The organism is Bradyrhizobium nanningense (genome assembly GCF_004114535.1).
Lineage (GTDB): Bacteria > Pseudomonadota > Alphaproteobacteria > Rhizobiales > Xanthobacteraceae > Bradyrhizobium > Bradyrhizobium nanningense.
This window is the reverse complement of record NZ_LBJC01000068.1, coordinates 1-18,148: the sequence shown is the minus strand read 5'-3', so window position 1 is coordinate 18,148 and position 18,148 is coordinate 1. Positions and strand designations below refer to the sequence as shown.

The window sequence follows — 18,148 nt, the reverse complement described above, 5'->3', positions numbered from 1 at the left end:
CTTAGCCGGTCCAGCCCAATCGCTCGGCGATTGCCGCCGGTACCTGACCTGAAGCCCGCACTGCGGCAAGCGAATGCGCGTAATTGGCCGTCAGGTTTCGTCCAGCAAAGTGCAGGCCAAGAATCGGGAAGAAGTCGATAATTTGAGAAACGCACGAGCCTGAACAGCCCGCCAGCGTGGTGGAATCATGCGAGAATACCCAATGATGGGATCGATCGTCGTCCAGGCTTCCGGTGATACCCTCGATTCGGCCCGGCGCCACGTATTTACGCCCATAATCGAGTCCGAATATCTCCCCGAGGCGTTTGGCTATGTCGTCGCGGATCTCATGTGTGGAAGGATCTTCGAGCGCGGAGATATCGGGACGAGCAGGATAGCCGACGACGATCAAGTCCGTCCTGGTCTCGCCAACCTGCCTGTCGGCAACTTGAGCCATCTTCGAGGGCAGCGTCGAGGTCCCGTTGTTGGTCTCGACCTCGAACAACGCCATGTCCAGGTGCGAGAAGTTCACCTCGCGACCGATTGTATCTCCGCCCGCAAACACCAACGACTTTATGCGAAATCTTTTCGCCGAACCCAGGCCCCTATCATCAAAATTGATGGTTGCATTGTCTTGCAAAATCCATGTCGAAGATGCTTTGCCCCGGATCTCGTCTGCGATCGCTTCCGCCACATGTCGATTTGTCATGACCAGGCCGTCGCCCACGACAAAGCCTGTACCAACATGTTCGCCATCCAGGTCGATGCGACCTACTCTTTCCGAAAGCGCTTCGAGCCACGTGGGGTTAACCTTGAAGGTACCTTCCCATTCGGTCGCCGCCAACGCGGCCGGGTCAAGCTTTCCCTCGGTAATCTTCAGGGCGGGACGTCCAGTCAATCGGACCAATGCCTCAACGTCTGCCCGCTCGGCGGCAACGAGGTTGCGCCCGCCCTGCTCGCGAGCTTTCTTGAGTAGCTTTTCGCTTCGATCAAACAGGTCACGTCGTCGTGCCCTAGCTTCGGGCGTCACATCGGGCCGCCCATCCATCTTTTTGATGGCACGGTCGAGCCGATCTTGAATGTCTTGGACATTCCTGCCCTGCAGAGGAGACTCCGGCGCGCCTGCAGCCCGGACAATCCCGGGCTGAGATAACAGCATCCGAAACGTGCTCTTGGCGTCTTTCTGGCGGTCTAGCGGTGCAACCAGTTCGGGGGCCTGGCTTAATCGGTTCAGAACCCGCTGAAGCAGCTGCGGCGCGGTGGCGTTCAGGCCGGGCGTCGGTTTCGGACGAATCCGCGACTCGACAAGACCCGCTTTTGCCGGATCGGACCTCCGTCGCTCATCGCCCGCAAGGAAGCTTGCTTCTGCACCATACCTTGCCCAGTCGAACCCCTCGAGATTGGCTCTCGAGGCGGCAAGTTCGAATACCGCTGCCGCGTCGCGATCTTCTTCTGACTGCCCCCGCGAGATCACAGCTTCAACGCCCGCGGAGGGAGCCGGGATGTCGGCGAGCGACAACTGCAGAAGTTCTCGCGCGTCAACAATCCCCGCGCCGTACAGATTCGCGTTCCAGCCCACAGGCTTGCGAGCCGACCGACGGAGCGCCAAGCGGAACAATTCCTGCACGCTTATTTCGCGACGCTCGGCTTCTGCGCGAACTCGGTCCCGGCCAAAGTGGGAGAGCCAGATTGCGGCTACGCCTGCAGTCAGTGCCGTGGCAAAGGAGGTCCCTTGACCACCCGTGACAACGCCCACGCCATTGTCTTCCGGGGTGCGGCGCGCGACAAAGACGTTTTCTGCAGGGGCAGAGACGTCGACAGCCGCCCCGCGGCTCGTGCCTTTCCACGGAATGTCGCCAGCGTTCACACCTGCAAGAGCGATGGCGTTCCGGTCAGAGGCCGGATAGACGACGAAACCAATGCAATTTCCGGACGCGACCACCACAATGCTTCCCGCCGCGATGGCCTTCTCGAGCGCTGCGGCAATGGACGGACTATAGATTCCTCCGAGGCTCATGGAGATGATGTCGGCATTGACCGACACGGCGTGCATAATCGCGCGCGCAACCGGTGCACCGTCGAAGATCTTGACGTCCTCAATACATCTGATCGGAATGACCTTGGCTAATGGAGCTGCGCCGACGATCTTCCCGGCTATTCGGCTTGCCACGACGCTGGAAGTCGCGGTGCCGTGGCCCGGATTGGCTGTCCCAGCTCGAAGCGGATCGTTCGGATTGTTGCCGCCCTCAAGGACGTTCGCAGCGCGCTCGAGGTCGAACATGCCCGGTTCCAACTCAGGATGGACGGCAATGCCGGTGTCGGGTTGGGCTACGAGAATGTTTTCGCCTTTGCCGTTCTCGAAGGCCCAGGCGAGGTTCGCCCTGATCGCGATGGGGGCCCAATGCATGTCTTTCGGCGCCGCCGCATCTGACCAGCAGAACGCATTGGTGATGGCGGACTCGGGTGCATCATCCCGAAGGAAGCGTGCGTCGGGTTCGGCATACAGCGTCGACCCGATATCAGGCACGCACGACACCAACCCCAGTCTGTCACAGAGAAGATCCGCAACCGCAAAGAGCCTCGGCGGCGCGATCGTGCGCGGCACGCCGGGAAACTGAAGCACGAGGAACTTCGGTAGTTGGTCGTCCAGAGGCCGGAGGTCGAACCTGTCCGATCCAAGCAGGGCTAGCAGTTGCTCCCGCGCCCTAACCGGGTCCGCAATTCCCGGCCACTCCAGCACGAAGCGGATGATGTCCATCGGCAATCCATCGACCGTGCCGTGGGCCTGAGCTGCGAGTTCTCGGATAACGATCTCTGCTACAGAGACGTTTGCTTTCTGCGCTGCCATTTTGCGCCTCGATAATCATTGGCGGCCGCCACAAATACCGGCCAAAATCAGTCCCAAAAATGTGCTCGGCAGTGTAACCAACTACCTTATCAACTCTCAATTGAACTGCAAAACCAACTGATTGTCCATCCGTCCGCAACCAGTCCGACCACTATTTTCACATCTCGGTCTCGGTGCGCAACAATTCAGCCGCAGACTTGAGCCGCGACCGAAAGGGCGGCACCTAAAGCGTCCCTGGCGCGGGCAAGCGCCACAGTTCACCTGATGCTCGTTCCGGCAACGTAAGCCGCCCGGGCGCTGTAGCAGAGCCTCCGGCAGGCCCATTCAGCGATTAGACCCTGGGGAGATTGAATCTGCCCGGCAAGCAATCCAGTGACGCCAATTTGCCTGGCCCGGAACGAAGCTCATCCATGTGCGCCTTGATCGAGCCGATCTCCCAGACGAAGCGCCGCGCCACACATCCGGCACTTCTACCAAATGGCATCCGCCGGCTCTTATCAACCGAAGCCCCTTCAACGGCGCCTTGCGCTCAGGCGGTGTGAACGCTCTCCTTAGTTTCCGGATGGCCTCTTCGCGCGAACCGGCAGAGACCCCACTGATCCGTCTAACGATTTCGCTGCTTCACTCCAAGGTCGAACACCGGCAGATCTTGTTCGGTCAACCAGAAGCTAGGCTCATATTGCCGGATCGACCGCGCTTTGGAAGCGAATATTTTGTACGTTTCGTACCGAGTCGTTCCGTCGAAACTTGGCCCTTGCCGGAAACTCCGCAGGGGGACGAGCATCGCGAGTTCCTTGGGCAGCCCAAGATAAACCTTTGCTAGCTCCGCTGGGACATCAGCTTTGGGCTCAGCCCCCTCATGTCCAGACCACGCTCGTTTATCTCATCAATTGCGTCCCCGAACCGCTGGATATGAGTCCGTGTAAACTCGTCCGGCGGCTTCGGCCATTGTTCGAGCCAAGCCGCCTGCCTCCAGCCCAAGCAAGACAGGCGGCAGGAGCGGTTCCAGCGGATAATGGACATTCGACGACCATTTTACGCACGACATACCCTCGATGCGCCGAAAACCGACGATGCCGATCAGATAGTCTGCTGAGCACCACGGGCCTCACCAACAATCAAGGTCGCACTAACGCGCAATGACAGAGTTGCGCCTCCCTAGATTAGCTTTTCGCATCGGCTGCGCTGGGCTGGCGTTGCTCGCCGGTACTGCAGTGACAGACGCCTCTAGCTGCAATCGACGGGATGCGCTCGGCACGGCGCGGGTGCTCGTTGTCGATGCCGCGCTCTTCCCCCGGGTGGGGCTGAAGAACTTTCCAGAGACGCTTCCTCTGGCGGACTATGAAGTCGTCCTCACCTTCGATGACGGACCGCGGCCGCCGAACACGGATAAGGTGCTGGCTACGCTCGCACAGGAATGTGCGCGAGCCACATTCTTTCTGGTCGGCCGATCCTCGGCTGAATTTCCCGAGCTCGTGCGGCGTATGGCCGCCCAGGGCCACACCGTAGCGCACCACAGCTGGTCGCATCCGATGATGTCGAAAATCCCGTTCGAGCAGGCGAAAGAGGACATCGAGCGCGGTATCGCCGGCGTCGAAATGGCGCTTAACGGTGTGTCCACCAAAATGCCCTCGACACCGTTCTTCCGGTTCCCCTACTTCGACGCGACACCTGCGACGCTCGATCTCTTGCAGGCGCGCGGAATTGTCGTGTTCGGAGCTGACCTTTGGGCGAGCGATTGGGAGAACATAACTCCAGAGCGGGAGCTCACAATCCTGATCGAGCGGCTCAAGGCCGCTCGTAAGGGCATCATTCTGCTGCATGATGCGCAGACGCGGACGGCGGCCATGCTGCCTGCGTTCCTGCGGTACCTGCATCAGAATGGGTATCGGATCGTGCATCTTGCGCCGGCTGCCGCCCAGAGGAGCGCTGAAGTACCCCATTGACGTCTACGCGACGCACTTCCGCAGTCAAGGCGCGCGAGAAGTGTCGAAGATCAACTCGTGCGCGCCAATGACGGCTTCGGACAACCTCGTGGCCTGATCGTGTTCGGTTTACGAGCCCTCGATTTGACGCACCTGTTCCTGCGGGATCGGCAATTCATGCCGCCTTGGACGCCCTTGCGCCAAAGCGAACCAACAGCTGACCCACCTCGGCGGATGGCCTGGCGCCACTGAACAAGAATCCTTGCACCTCGTTGCAGCCCTCGGCGCGAAGCCAATCGAGCTGCTCCGTAGTCTCCACCCCTTCCGCTGTCGTTGTGATGTTGAGGCTACGGCCAAGGCTCGAGATCGCCCGCACGATGGCCCCGCAATCGGAGCGTTTCGCCAGATCCTTCACAAAGGAGCGATCGATCTTGATCTTGTCGAAGGGAAAGCTGCGCAAGTAGCTGAGGCTGGAATAGCCCGTTCCAAAATCATCTAGCGATATGGAGACGCCAAGCTCGCGGAGCTGGTGCAGGATCCCAAGATTTGCCTCCGTCTCCGCCAGAAACACAGATTCAGTGATTTCAAGCTCGAGCCGCGTCGGCGCCAAGCCGGACTTCGCCAGCGCTGAAATCACCACCTGAACCAGATTGCGGCTACGGAATTGAACCGGGGACAGGTTAACCGCAACCTTGATCTCCGAAGGCCACTTTACCGCCTCGTTACAGGCATCGCGCAGCACCCATTCTCCGAGGGGCCCGATCAGTCCGATTTCCTCCGCAAGGGGAATGAACTCGGCCGGCGAGATCATGCCCTTCTCTGGGTGCGGCCAGCGCAGAAGCGCCTCAAAGCCAGAGATCTTGTCGCTCGCGATATCAACCAGGGGCTGATAGTGCAGCTCGAATTCGTGACCAGCAAAGGCACGGCGCAGATCAAGCTCCATCCCGCGCCGCCGCTGCGCCTGCTGATCCATCTCGCGCTCGAAGAAGCGATGCGTTCCGCGGCCATCCTCTTTGGCGCGATAGAGCGCCATATCGGCGTTACGCATCAGTTCGGCACTGGTCGTGCCATCGCCTGGTGACAGCGCGATTCCGACCGAGGCACCGATAATGACTTGATTGCCGTCAATCTCGTAAGGCGCACTCAACGTCCTGATCAGGTCGGCCGCGAATTGGCTCACATGCGTCGGCGAGGTATCATCCGTGAGAATGATCGAAAATTCGTCGCCACCGAGCCGTGCCGCCAGATTGTTTCCGGCGACCCTGGACCGTAACCGGTCGGCCACCTGCTCGAGCATGTGATCGCCGATGGGGCGTCCGAACGAATCGTTGACGTTCTTGAAGAGGTCAAGGTCGATGCACAGCACCGCGACGCTGTTACCTGCTGCATTAGCCCTTTCAAGCGCCTCCCCGAGCCACCTCTGGTGGAGTGCGCGGTTGGCGAGGTTGGTCAGCCCGTCGTGAAGTGCCATATGGGCGATACGGGCCTCGGCTTTGCGCCGTTCGGTGATGTCGACCACCACGACCAGATACCCTTCGCGCCCCTCAATCATCAGGCGTCGCCCAAAGGTCAGCACAGAAATCTCCGTGCCATCAGCCTTGACATGGCGCCAGGGGTGTTCGGACTGATAGATATCGCCGGCGTCCCGCAGCGCCCGCGTATAGCTGACCCGCTCGTCGTCTGGCCAGATCTCCTGAACTTTCATTCGCAGGAAGGTCTCGCGAGCATAGCCATAGTGCTGCACTGCTGCGTCATTAACCCTCACGAAGTCCATTGTCTTGGCGTCGAGCGCCCACATCGGCATCGGATTGCTATCGAACAGCAACCTGAACGAGGCATCCCGGCGCTTGAAGGACGTAACGTCGGAAATGACCACGGACACGATGTCGCCGAAGGCACTGAGGCGCAAGCGCAGGCTCTGATCACCGTATTCGACCTCGAACTGGTCACCGAATTCATTCGCGACCGCGGCGCCCAACCGCTCTATCATCTCATGCGAACAGAGCAGATGGTCTGAATTGCTGAGGCGCTGCCACAACAGGCTGCCCTCTTCCACACCGAGGAGCCTAGCCCCTGCCTCGTTGTGGTGCACAACTTGAAAATCAAATGGTCTGCCTGTGGGATCGCGAACGGTTGACAGGGAGATGACGCCATCGTCGGTCTTGCAAAAGATTGCATCGATCAAATTGTATTCTGTAGCCCGCTCGTTGACATAGACGCCGACCAGTGTACCGCCCCAACGCGATAAGGTGGGCAGAGCCAGCACGTCGTAGGTCCGTACCATGCCGGCGTGCACGCAATGAGCGGTTGCCAGATAGGGATGGCTGTTTGCAATCGCATTTGAGGCCGCCCCGGTGAGGGCTGTCGCGCAATCTGGACCCAACGCATCCAGCGGAATGTCCCAGCGGGCATCGCCCAACCAATTCTGCACATAGCGGCCAGTGCGCGAAACCGCAAACGCGCCATTGTCACACCGGAGCAGCACAAGATGATCGGCAAGCCGCCCAAGGCTCCCCAGCAGCACATTTTCGTAGCGGGGAAGCGTCTCGCCGGGCTTGAGCGCAGCCTGCCACTTCCGCCGCAAGACCGGCATGTCATTGAACAGCCTCGTATCCGATCCCGCGGATTGCTCGTTGGCAGCACTCATCACACGCCCCGCTGACCTAAGCTTCCTGCCCGGGCGGCATCAAATCCAGCTTGGCTTAATTCATACTTAAACGGACGGCGCGATCATGCTGATCGATAGCGGATCCTTTCGACCACGCGTGACCGTCTTCTTCCTCACAACGCAGGAAATGCGCGACGAGCAGCCAGAATACGACGAAAAGCGGTTGTCGGTGTCAGGATGACGACGAGAAGCTTCGCACGATGGTTTGAACCTCTACGAAGGAGCGCTCTACAACCGAGCGCAATTTTTTGTCGGTGTCCGATTTGTACGACTACCATTTGCCGACAGGCGCAGGCGACAGCAAATCCGCAATGTTAATTGTCCTTGAATGGCGTCCCAGGGAGATGCGCGGTAACTAAGCGCATGTTAAACAAATGTGACGGCTGCCATCGCGAGGAGGGCACGCATGAAAAAGAGTGATGTGACGTGCTCGGAATGCGGTGCCGGCTTCCGCCGTCTTGAGCTTACGTCCGAACGTGGCATCCAAGGAAGCTACCACTGCCCTGCTTGCGGCACACTGATCGAAGAGCTCAGAGCGGTTCCCCTCGTGCTCTATCGCTTGACCGTACAGCCTTCCATGAAGGCGATCCGCAATCAATAACGCCGTCTCGGTTGGCCCGCCCCTGGCTAAGGAGCTTGAGTGGGTTGGTGTCAGATCCCGGCCGAGCCCTGAAGCCACGAACAGGATCCTTGGCGACCTTCGAAATGATGACGCCTTGAACGTGTTGGGCGCGATCAGTCTCCGGCCTCTGCATGGTCAATCCAACCACAGTATGGCGTCTCAGGTATAGCAGCCGCCTGACTAGCGATCACGGTGCGAAACAGGCAATTCCCGGCGGCCTGCGCCACGTGCGCATCCTGTCAGATTACAAGCGCGCTCGATGTTCGAAACTGTCTCCGACTGTCTTCGAAAGCCACATTGCGCCCCGAAAAGCGTGGGGGCGCCCCCTTCTACGGCGCTGGCCCAAATCCTGCACCGCCTCTCCGCGTCAAGAAGTTTTGCGCCGGGACCAAGTTGAGAGTCGCGTTTGGGCCTCATTCCGTCAATCGACAATACGGTTGCCGCACCGGAGGTCTTCTGTCTGCACCCCACTGGGACGCTCCTGCTTAACCGTTTCCCAGCACCGCCATTGCTTCCCACCTCCTCACGGTTACCAGCTCACGAGGCGTCAATACATGATCGATGAAATGGATCTGCGAACCTTCACACCACATCCTCAACGCCACGCTGTACTCGGCGAAGTGCACGCGCGCCCTTTCACGGGCCTTGTCTCGCCCGTCAGCGTGATCCATTTGGCTTTTCTTGCGCAGGGTGAGGCGGCCACAAGCGATCGCTGCCGTTTTATCGATTTTTGCCTCGAACGCAATCTTCCACCGCCTGAGCAATCGGCGAAACTTCATCAGATTGTCATCGGGCCCGCTACGCTGCGCTGGGAGCAGCATTCGGAATTTACAACATTCACCTGGATCTGGACTAACGCAAATGGTCCTGCCGCACACCAATTTGTCAAAGTTGATGGCACCGTCCGATCGCTGATCCGCGCATTGCGGCAGACCGGACAGTTGCTAGTTGCGATCAGGTTAGAAGTGGAACGGTGCGCCTCGCCGACCAAGCGCGCCGAACAGATTTTTGACAAGAACAGCCTGGCCATGGTTGCCACAAAGAGCGGCGCAGGCGTTGCCGCCTCAGACTTCCGCGTAGACGAAAAAGGCTTCACGAACATCCTCGTCTGCGACCACGGCTTGACATCGCACGATCTCGGAGCGCTGGTGCAACGGCTCCTGGAAATCGAGACTTACCGTCCGTTGGCGCTGCTTGGCCTGTCGGCGGCCCTTGAGCTTGCACCGTCTGTCGATCGCATCGACCGCCGTCTTGTTGAGGCGCTCGAAAAAATGCAAAGCGGTGAGGGGCTGCAGTTCAACAACCATCTGCTTGCCGAGCTGACGGGGCTGGCCGCCACCTTCGAAAAAGGCGCGACCGGCAGCCTGTTTCGCTTCGGCGCCAGCAGGGCCTACAACGAGCTGGTCCAATCGCGACTGTCCATCATTGAAGGCAACGATGTCTCGGGTTATCCAACCTGGTCGTCGTTTCTGGCGCGCCGCATGGCGCCCGCAATGCGAACCTGCGCGACCGTAGAGGATCGTCAGGCGGCTCTGTCGGTCAAGCTCGCGCGTGCCGCCGATCTGTTGCGAACCCGTGTCGACGTCGAAATCGAACGACAACATCGCGACCTGTTGCAGGCCATCAACGAGCGCGCGAGACAGCAACTTCGGCTGCAGTGCACGGTCGAAGGATTATCGGTCGGGGCGATAGGATATTATGTGGTCAGCTTGTTTAGCTATCTTGCCAAGGGCGCGCATGACGTCGGACTGCGAGTAGAGCCCTCCTTCCTGACCGCAGCCTTCGTGCCGATCGCAGTCGGCGTGATCTGGCTGGTGAGTTACAATGTGCGAAAGCGACACCTCAAGCACGACGACGCGCCCTCGGTCGCCTGCGACTGAAGCTCCTTGAGGGAATCAGTGCGTCCATCCTGCGAAGCTCGCATGGTCGTGGTACGACGCTGCCGCAAGATCGCGGCCGGCTCCTGCGCAAGGTAATGCTCCGCCCGGACTAACGGGGCGAGGCATTCTGGGATTGGGTCAGTCGCCGTTGCGACGGCTGCGGCGGGACCAGATCAGGCTGAAGCCCTCACCTTCCTCGTCGGCGAAGAGGTTGGCGAAGATCGGAGCGGTGAAGCTCGGATCGTCGAGCTTGAGACCGAGATAGTCGCGGCCCTCGTTGGAGTGCTTGGTCCAGGCGGCCCCGATCTCCACACGGCCGACATAGATCCGGTGGCTGGGGGCGTTGTCGCGCGAGCGGCTGGTCTCGGGGACGATACGGACGTTCCTCTCCTGCAGCGAGAGGGTGACATTTTCGCCGTTGAACTCGTTGTTGCCGGTCTTCTTGAAGGTGCCGATGGTCGCCATGGAAGTTCTCCTTGATCTCTGTTTTCCGAGCCCGCACCTTGCGGCCTCGATGGTGATCGACAGGCCGGAGGCGATCGACGGCGCACCCGCAGGGGCTCGACAGCAAAGGAGTAACTTTCTTGTTTCGCGAGAATGACGGCGCAGCCGGCAGGGGTTGAAAGTTGTGACGCCGCTGTTGCGCGATGGGCGATCGAAGCTTCTTAGCCGGCCTTCAGTCAGATCTCCCCCCATCGAAGAGGCCGCTTCGTTCGCTCGATCCGAAACAGAGCTGACATCAACGAGAACGTGGCGAGCGTCGTCGTACCCTGGCCGCGAGAACCACTCGGACGATACTCGGCCGACGCGCGTGCCGCCACGACAGGCGCCGGAGGCCTCTCATTCTTCAACCCGTCATGGCGAAGCCCGTCCGCCCTCTCATTCTGACGGGGGCGTTGCGGGGTTCGCCTCCGGCACGGTATCCCAAAAAGATGCCGCTCTTAGGCACTCTCGCGCCCCATGGTTGAAAAGGCCGAGGTAGATAGGGCCCGACGTCAATGGTGATATCGTGATCCTTGATCAGAATAGGCAAGAAATATTATTTCAGTAGATATCATTAAAATATAATTGAATGTCGCCCAAGAACATCGGGTGACGTGTCGTGTCTCCCTTAGCTTTTGTCTGATCACCTGATGAAGCCGTGCCATCGGTGTACTAGACTAATCCGCTGCTCTGGGCGGGTGACGGGTTTGCAGCGGCTTCTGCGAACGAAGCGCCGATGCGGGTGACGGATTTGCAAAGTTTCGTTGGGTGGGATGGCGGATTTTCGCGGTTCAGGCGCTTGCGGATTTCGTAGAGGCATTGTCGCTTCGTGCGTTGCCGCGCGGGCGTGTCTCGGCGCGGGACGCAGACCTGCATGTGGCCGGTGACCGGGTTGTAGCGGTTCTTGCCGTAGTCTGAGGGGCCTGAGCAGGTTTCGCTGCCGGTGCCGCCGACCCGGAATGTTCCGGAGGTGTAGACGCTGCTGGCGCTGACAGTGCCGGATACTTCAAGCGGCGCGTTGGGGCAACCAACATTAGATTGCTCGTATAGGAGCGTTCGGGTATAGGCCGCTTCGCCCTGAGTCGAATCCGCGCCGGCATTTCAAGCCGAACCTTCTCGCCAAGCTCCGTCAGAGCCATCGACCAGCGGACAGGGCGTCTCCCCAGGCATCGGCTTACGTCACACGTCCGATCCACCGTCGCTGAGACAATTAGGCCGGTAGACATCCCAGAAAATATCAATCTATACTGGCACTCGATATTTTGCCGTTGGTCGGCTCCGGTGACGGGCTGGAATGTCTTGCGCCGCCAGGATCGAATTCCGTCGAGATTTTTCGTTGCATTAACTTGCACTGCGCATGCTCTGTCATTTTTTGAGGGATTTTCAGGATGACGAAGAAAACGTTGCGGACGAAGCAATCTCCGCGTGGCAAGGCCGCCAAGAAGCAAGCGACGAACAAAGGTAAGGGCAGCAAGTCGGCCGGGGGCATTCCCGAGAAGAAGCTCGAAAAGCTTCGACGTTATGTTCGCGCCCGCGCCGAAGGCTTTCTGAGTGATCCCAACATTACGAGCGTCGGAATCGGCTACAAGCAAACTAAGGGCGAGAAGACGCCGGAATTGGCGATCCAGTTCTCGGTCCAAGCGAAAGCCGTTGCTGAAGCGCTGCCGCAGCTCGGAACCAAGCCGATCCCCAAATATCTGGAGGTCGACGGCGAGCAAATTCCAACGGATGTCATCGAGCGAAAGTACGCGCCGAGCTTTAAGAAGCTCGGTCTAGAACCAAAGAACGAGCGCCGTGTCCGAGCTGACCCCGTTTTTCCTGGCGTGAGCTTGGGCAACCTCTTCACGACGGCCGGAACGCTCGGGACTTTTGTGCGCGACAAGCAGACCAAGCGCACCGTCATGCTGTCGAACTGGCATGTGATGCAGGGATCCCAAGGGAGGCTCGGCGACGACGTCGTGCAACCGGGTAAATTCGACGATAATCGAGTCGAGCTTAATCGGATCGGCAAGCTGTTGCGCAGCCATCTTGGTCCCGCCGGTGATTGTGCGATCGCATCCATCACAGGACGGAAATTTTCTAACAAGATCATCGGGCTCGGCACGTCCTTCAGCGAGATTGGTGAGCCTCAGCTGGATGACCGGGTGGTCAAGAGCGGACGGACCTCCGGCGTGACTTTCGGAATTGTCACGCGGCTTGAGGTCAACACGAGGATGACCTATCCCGGCGGCCAGACCGCCATCATTGGGGGTTTTGAAATCGGCCCGGACCCCAAGAAGCCGGCACCGGACAATGAGATTAGTCGCGGGGGAGATTCCGGCTCGATCTGGATGGCTGTTGACTCGAAGGGCAAACCGACAGACGTCATGCTAGGTCTTCACTTCGCCGGCGACGACGATGATGGCGGAACGGCTGAGTTTGCGTTGGCCTGCCTTGCTCGCTCCGTGATGAATAAGCTGGAGATCGAGCCAATCGGCGCAGTCAAGGCTGAGATCGCCGCGCCGGAAGGGATTGAAGAGTTTCGGCAAGGCTTTGATCCCAGTTTCCTGCCGTTCCAGATTGAACCACCGAAGTTCACGCCAAGCCTAAAACGCGACCTGGCAAAGCTCGATGGCGATGAAGAGCTCCGGTACTGCCACTTCTCAGTCTGGCTGAGCAAGCGGCGGAAATATCCCGCTTGCGTGGCCTGGAACATCGATGGCGCCGAATTCAAACGGATCAAACGCGTGAGTTTCCGTACCGATCGGCGTGGCGATCTCGAGGACTACCAGCTCACGAACGACATCTATTATGACAATGTGCTCGATAAGGGGCATATCGCGCGCCGGGCCGATCTTTGCTGGGGAAGCCTTGAGGAGGCAAAGCAGGGTAACTACGATAGCTTCTTCTACACCAACATTACACCGCAGCATAAGGCGTTCAACCAGAGCGACGATACCAGCGGCGATCCGGACGGTGGGCTCTGGGGCCGGCTGGAGAACACGGTGTTCGATTCGGAAGCGCCACATAGGCTGCGGGTCTCTGTGATGGGCGGTCCGGTGTTTTCAAACAAGGACAAGAAATTCGTTCAGCTCGGTGAGGACTGTTATCTCCCGCGCGAGTTCTGGAAAGTCGTTGCCTATGTCGATGACGAGGACGGCAAAGAGAAGGTGTTCGCGTTCATCCTGACGCAGGCCAACCTAATCGAGGGGTTGGTTCGTCCGGAAGCACTCGACTTCGACGAATGGCTGTGGGCGCGGATCACACTTCGTGATCTCCAGGAGAAGACAGGTGTAGTCTTTCCACGAGCCTTGAAAGACCGCGAGGTAGCTTTCGTGCGAGCCCAGGGCGTTGGCGACGTGGTCATGTCGGTCAAACCGCTGTTCTCCAAAGAAGAATACTTCGCCTAGCTCGCGCCCGGTCATTCACGGACGGGCTTGCATCCCATTGGATCCGAGAGGAGAGCTTCAATGAAAGCTGCCTTGGTCCTACTTGTTTTGATCTGCACCTTGGGTAGCGTCCAGGCCGAAAAGCTCACTCAGTGCACTGCCAACGGCTTCTGTTATTGCGTGGACCGCGGCCTGAGCGAAGCCGTCGAAAAGAACGTAGACACTATCCGCAAACTGCTTGCTGCGGAAAAAGCAAAGGGCAAGGCCGTAGGCTATCTCAGCATCCCGCTGTCTACGCTGGGAGGCGGATGGTTCAACGAGAACGCCAAAACTGCCGTCGAGACGAAAGCCCGCATCGAAGCCCGGCTCGGTGCAAGCGCGGCGTGGGTACTGAATCCTGGCGCCGCGGAGTTCGCGCTTCCTGCAGGAGCGACAGGTGCCGACTACATGCTGATGTGGACCAAGGTCCTGGAAGGACCGGACGGGCTCAGCGAACTCGATTTTGTCTATTTTGTCGGTCCCTCTGACTACGCTCGCCATTTCGGACTCACGGGGGCGGGCGACCTTGAACGTCTGGAGAGCTATTATGACGAGGCCGCTAAGACAGACGAGAAATTGAAGGCGGTCGGCCGCCGCGCTTTTCGGGACTACTACGGGCTCCGTGCGTCGGTGACCTTCAGCTATGGCTCTCACGACGAATGGAATATTGTGCGGGCCATCAACCAGAAGCGCCGCGAGGTCAACGCCAATTCCGGTCTTGCCGGTCAGATGGGCATCATGTTCGACGGGCAACCTGCCGCACCCGGCCTTTACGAAACGCCGGTCGTGCCCGGCAATGCAGGAGTATGTCGTCCATGACCGCAGCCGGGGTAACGAGACGCAAGCAAACTTGCAGATATGCTCTTTTCGCGCTCGTTATGGGGGTAATTTGGCCGAGTTCGGCGTGGGCATGGGGGCAGCTTGGTCACTCCGTCATTGCCGAGCTCGCGCAACGCCATCTTAATTCGAGGACGCTCGCGGCCTTGAAGGAGTTGATAGGCGAAACTTCGCTCGCCTCGATCTCCAACTGGGCGGACGATTATAAATTCACTGAGCAAGGTAAAGGCACCTATCGCTGGCATTTTGTTGACATCGATATCTCGCACCCCGCTTACGGCGAGGCCGATTGTCCAGAAAAGAACAACCAGGGCAATTGTATCGCCAAGGGCCTGCCGATCGCGATCGCTACCCTCAAGGACAGAACCAAACCGATCCGCGAGCGTCGGGACGCGCTACGCCTCGTAGTTCACCTGATTGGTGATTTGGGTCAACCTCTTCATGCGAGCTGCAACGGGGACGACGGCGGAGGTAACACGCTTTTCGTCTCACTTCAGGCTAAGCGGCAAGATGGAAAAAGCTACCGTCGGTCATCCTCGTTTCACAGCATGTGGGACGACTCTCTTATCGAGTTACAAGCTTATTCATGGGGGAGCTATGCTGACGCGCTGGACGGTATCGCGCTTCCCCCAGCCGAAGGTGGCCCTTATGACGAGGCTCGCATTGCGGCCTGGGCCAATGACACGCATGCGCTCGGAATTAAGGCTTACCAGCTGTTGCCGGCAGGAACGCCGGCGGCTAACGATCCGGCCCATGCCGTGGAGCTCGGCGATGCTTACGCTGTGGCCGTGAAAGACGATCTCAACGATCAAATGATGAAAAGCGCATCGCGCCTGAAGGCTATCCTAGAGGATGTGCTCGCAGGACCCTGAACGCGACTTGAGCACGTATTGACATACCTTGCGGCGAAGTCAGAAGATGGCCATCAAGCGACGATCGGTTTGGCTTGATTATCAAGCTGCTGGCGAGGATGCTGCGCTCGTCCGCAATATCTCCGCGATCGTTTGGGCGGATCCCTACCTTTGGACGGCTTCAGACGAAGGCCGCACGGTCGAATGTCTCGAACCTCATCGAGGAGGGTTTCGGCTGTTGCGTCAGTTCGGGCTCGACGAGATATTCGATCATCTTCCTGGCAAGAAAGATGGTGACGAGATCGACCTCGAATCGCTCGACTTTCGGGACGGCGAACTGTGGCTCTGTGGTTCGCATTGCATCGTGCGCAAGCAAGCGCGCAAGTCAAAGGCCACCATGGTCGATCCGGAGTTGCGCGAGCGCAAGAGCCGAAGATTACTCGGACGCGTCGCTGTCGACTCGCTCCTCAATGAACGGCCTCGTAGTTATGCAGTGCCGCTGACGGGCCGGAAAAGCCTGAGGGAGCGGTTAGCTGGCGACCCCTTCATCCGCCCATTTGTCGGCCTGCCTAGCAAGGAGAACGGGCTGGATATTGAGGGCCTTGCTATCGGCAAGAACCGGCTCTTCATCGGCCTAAGAGGCCCTGTCGTCGATAGTATCGCGCTCGTAGCCGAACTGTCCCTGACGGGTGTCAACAAGGTGAGCGCGCGGCCTCCAATCCTTCATTTTCTCGACCTCCACGGCTTGGGCGTTCGTGACTTGACAGTTCGGGGTGAGACGATCTTCGTCTTGGCCGGGCCGGTCACAGCCGCGCTTGGGCCCTTCCGGCTTTACCAGTGGAGCCGGCGCATGACAAAGCGGATTCAGCGCCCGAGGCGGGTCTATGGCTGGCCGAACGGCTCCGTGGCGCCCGAAGGCATTTGCTTCAAGGATGGCGAATTGCTCGTCGTGTATGACGTCGGCAATGACGATCGTCGTATTAGGGGAGCACGCTGTCGAGCTGACATCTTCAAGGTCTAAGGTTCGTCAAAGCATCGCCGGTGATCGAGATAGGAGATCCTCGTGAGGACCCCAGATCGCTCCAACGGCGACCTTCGTCAGAACGGTAGAAGCGATCGCATCCACAAACGAGCTGCGCTGCCCGACTAGCTCGCCCTCGTCGTCGATCCGAGCGATTGGCATATGGCGCGATCTCATGTGAGGGGAGTGCAGGACGCGAGTGCAAGCGATCTACAGCAACCAATGCAGCGACGTCGCGAGGATTCGAATGATAACGAAACATTGCCCGAGATGCGAACGGAAGATTCCAGGCCAAGCCAGGAAGTGTCCGGAATGCCTATCCGACATCGCCGTAATCACCCCGCGCAAAAAGGCTTTTTTCTGCGCTGGGCACTGCCGCGAAGACCTTTCGTGATTGGGTCGGGATGCCAGCGGCAATAGCGGCCTTGATCACTGCCTTTTTTTATCCAGCCGTCGGCACGGTCCTGGGCTGGCTGCAGCGAGATCGCGCCGCCGTTACTGTTCACGTCTTCAATCGCGATATCGTAAACGTCGGCCTTGACGATCAAGCCGCCTCCAACCGAGTGGATCGCGTGGCGAACTACGAAAGCCTGCTGAGAGGACAATTGGTCAACAGCGGCTTTTCCGTGGCTTCGATTCTGTCCAATTTTGCTTGCGCTGGCGAAACCTGGTCGAACGAGCGCGAAATATACACCTTCAACTTCCACGATGTGCAGAGGGCACAAAGGCGTTTCCCGAGGTGCCTACACGGTCAACCGTATCGTTCTTCGGTCGCCTTACACATGCGCAAACCTATCCAGTGAATGGGATGTTTTCATCGGTTCAGCCCAAGCACTGTCAGTTCACATATTACGATAAGTATGGCCTCGTCCAGCCACCGCTGTCGCTCAGCCTTACCGACAGTCAGGTCGCACTTCTTAAGACCATGGTGCCACGAGATGAGCCTGGCGAGTGGCGGGGCAAATACTGCGAAGGAAAGATCCCAGACATGGCAGTCTCCGACAGAAGCAAAGCTGACTGCGTCGGCGGCAACCATGTCATCGCGATTGAAGCTTCCTATCGATGGCCGGTAGCGGTTAGCAGAAGCCTTGCCGACGCAAAGTCATTTTCGGATGTCTCTGGAAGCCGCAAGCTGCCAGGCGCCATTCTTGTGTGCGACGATGATTGCGCTTCGGCAAGCGCCGAAGCGTCCGTGGCTCTCACGGATCTTGGGGTGCCACTGACAACATGGTGGTGCAAGCAAGATAGTCGGGCGTTGAAGGATTGTGAACGGAAAGACTTTCCGAAACCTAAGGCCGGCTGAAAATTTGGAACGCGTTCGGACTCCTGTCGTTTGTATGGCGCGAGCTGTAAGCGGTACATGGCTTGCCATCTCGGTCGAGCTTCAACTCGCTGTTTTCCAGCAAGCGATTGAATTGCCCGATGTGGTTGCCCGGAAATGCGCGATCAGTGGGCTTGGGAAACTCCGGCGGCAATACCTATCGGGGATTCTTCTTACGATTGCGCTCTTTGGCTCGTCCCTGCGGCACGTACTGGTCGTGTCCCAGGGAGTGGTGTAGCTGATTAGCAAAGCCGCTCGCGAAGCGCGCCCCTACATAGCGCCGTAGCGAGCGAGCGGCTTTGCGGG

12 protein-coding genes are annotated in these 18,148 nt (G+C 58.9%); 8 read left to right on the top strand and 4 right to left on the bottom strand.

Features of this window, described 5'->3' with window-relative positions; translation table 11 throughout:
• Position 1 precedes the first annotated feature (1 nt).
• On the bottom strand, positions 2–2,827 hold the full coding sequence (locus XH84_RS32585; RefSeq protein ID WP_128948564.1) for a S8 family serine peptidase: 2,826 nt from the start codon (positions 2,825–2,827) through the stop codon (positions 2–4).
• A gap of 1,139 nt (positions 2,828–3,966) precedes the next feature.
• Here XH84_RS32585 and XH84_RS32580 point away from each other — a divergent pair.
• Entirely contained in the window at positions 3,967–4,773 is an 807-nt protein-coding gene (locus tag XH84_RS32580; RefSeq protein WP_128948563.1) for a polysaccharide deacetylase family protein, read from the top strand.
• 154 nt (positions 4,774–4,927) lie between these two features.
• Here the strand turns inward: XH84_RS32580 and XH84_RS32575 are convergent, their stop codons facing one another.
• Entirely contained in the window at positions 4,928–7,399 is a 2,472-nt protein-coding gene (locus XH84_RS32575) for a putative bifunctional diguanylate cyclase/phosphodiesterase (protein WP_128948562.1), read from the bottom strand.
• Positions 7,400–7,826: 427 nt separating this feature from the next.
• On the opposite strand from XH84_RS32575, the gene XH84_RS32570 reads away from it, so the two are divergent.
• Both XH84_RS32570 and XH84_RS32565 read left to right on the top strand, forming a co-directional pair.
• The gene (locus tag XH84_RS32570) at positions 7,827–8,021 is read left to right on the top strand and encodes a hypothetical protein (RefSeq protein ID WP_128948561.1); all 195 of its coding nucleotides are present in this window, start codon (positions 7,827–7,829) and stop codon (positions 8,019–8,021) included.
• Positions 8,022–8,596: 575 nt separating this feature from the next.
• Positions 8,597–9,922 carry a DUF3422 family protein gene (locus tag XH84_RS32565; RefSeq protein WP_128948560.1) on the top strand — a complete coding sequence of 442 codons (1,326 nt, stop codon included), beginning with the start codon at positions 8,597–8,599 and terminating at the stop codon, positions 9,920–9,922.
• A 138-nt stretch (positions 9,923–10,060) separates the two neighbouring features.
• Here the strand turns inward: XH84_RS32565 and XH84_RS32560 are convergent, their stop codons facing one another.
• Entirely contained in the window at positions 10,061–10,387 is a 327-nt protein-coding gene (locus XH84_RS32560) for a DUF736 domain-containing protein (protein ID WP_128948559.1), read from the bottom strand.
• Between the two features lie 1,406 nt (positions 10,388–11,793).
• On the opposite strand from XH84_RS32560, the gene XH84_RS32555 reads away from it, so the two are divergent.
• From XH84_RS32555 to XH84_RS32540, 4 genes are read left to right on the top strand one after another with little or no spacing between them, the layout of a single operon-like run.
• Entirely contained in the window at positions 11,794–13,794 is a 2,001-nt protein-coding gene (locus tag XH84_RS32555; protein WP_128948558.1) for a DNA/RNA non-specific endonuclease, read from the top strand.
• A 60-nt stretch (positions 13,795–13,854) separates the two neighbouring features.
• Positions 13,855–14,631, top strand: a complete 777-nt coding sequence (locus XH84_RS32550; RefSeq protein ID WP_245471931.1) for a hypothetical protein — start codon at positions 13,855–13,857, stop codon at positions 14,629–14,631.
• Positions 14,628–15,521: a S1/P1 nuclease gene (locus XH84_RS32545; RefSeq protein ID WP_164937411.1), complete on the top strand. Its 894-nt coding sequence runs from the start codon at positions 14,628–14,630 to the stop codon at positions 15,519–15,521. The genes XH84_RS32550 and XH84_RS32545 overlap by 4 nt, the downstream gene beginning before the upstream one ends.
• 46 nt (positions 15,522–15,567) lie before the next feature.
• Positions 15,568–16,521, top strand: a complete 954-nt coding sequence (locus tag XH84_RS32540) for a DUF3616 domain-containing protein (RefSeq protein ID WP_128948556.1) — start codon at positions 15,568–15,570, stop codon at positions 16,519–16,521.
• A gap of 335 nt (positions 16,522–16,856) precedes the next feature.
• Here XH84_RS32540 and XH84_RS32535 read toward each other — a convergent pair whose 3' ends face one another.
• Positions 16,857–17,069, bottom strand: coding sequence for a hypothetical protein (locus tag XH84_RS32535; protein WP_128948555.1), 213 nt, complete (start codon positions 17,067–17,069; stop codon positions 16,857–16,859).
• A gap of 440 nt (positions 17,070–17,509) precedes the next feature.
• On the opposite strand from XH84_RS32535, the gene XH84_RS32530 reads away from it, so the two are divergent.
• Positions 17,510–17,824, top strand: a complete 315-nt coding sequence (locus XH84_RS32530; protein ID WP_128948554.1) for a hypothetical protein — start codon at positions 17,510–17,512, stop codon at positions 17,822–17,824.
• Positions 17,825–18,148 lie beyond the last annotated feature (324 nt).

Bases quoted from the DNA above. Each gene is read 5' to 3' on its own strand.
- XH84_RS32565 (WP_128948560.1), top strand. From the start codon at position 8,597: ATGATCGATGAAATGGATCTGCGAACCTTCACACCACATCCTCAACGC.
- XH84_RS32555 (WP_128948558.1), top strand. From the start codon at position 11,794: ATGACGAAGAAAACGTTGCGGACGAAGCAATCTCCGCGTGGCAAGGCC.
- XH84_RS32540 (WP_128948556.1), top strand. From the start codon at position 15,568: ATGGCCATCAAGCGACGATCGGTTTGGCTTGATTATCAAGCTGCTGGC.
- XH84_RS32550 (WP_245471931.1), top strand. From the start codon at position 13,855: ATGAAAGCTGCCTTGGTCCTACTTGTTTTGATCTGCACCTTGGGTAGC.
- XH84_RS32545 (WP_164937411.1), top strand. From the start codon at position 14,628: ATGACCGCAGCCGGGGTAACGAGACGCAAGCAAACTTGCAGATATGCT.
- XH84_RS32530 (WP_128948554.1), top strand. From the start codon at position 17,510: ATGGCAGTCTCCGACAGAAGCAAAGCTGACTGCGTCGGCGGCAACCAT.
- XH84_RS32580 (WP_128948563.1), top strand. From the start codon at position 3,967: ATGACAGAGTTGCGCCTCCCTAGATTAGCTTTTCGCATCGGCTGCGCT.
- XH84_RS32575 (WP_128948562.1), bottom strand. From the start codon at position 7,399: ATGAGTGCTGCCAACGAGCAATCCGCGGGATCGGATACGAGGCTGTTC.
- XH84_RS32560 (WP_128948559.1), bottom strand. From the start codon at position 10,387: ATGGCGACCATCGGCACCTTCAAGAAGACCGGCAACAACGAGTTCAAC.
- XH84_RS32570 (WP_128948561.1), top strand. From the start codon at position 7,827: ATGAAAAAGAGTGATGTGACGTGCTCGGAATGCGGTGCCGGCTTCCGC.
- XH84_RS32585 (WP_128948564.1), bottom strand. From the start codon at position 2,827: ATGGCAGCGCAGAAAGCAAACGTCTCTGTAGCAGAGATCGTTATCCGA.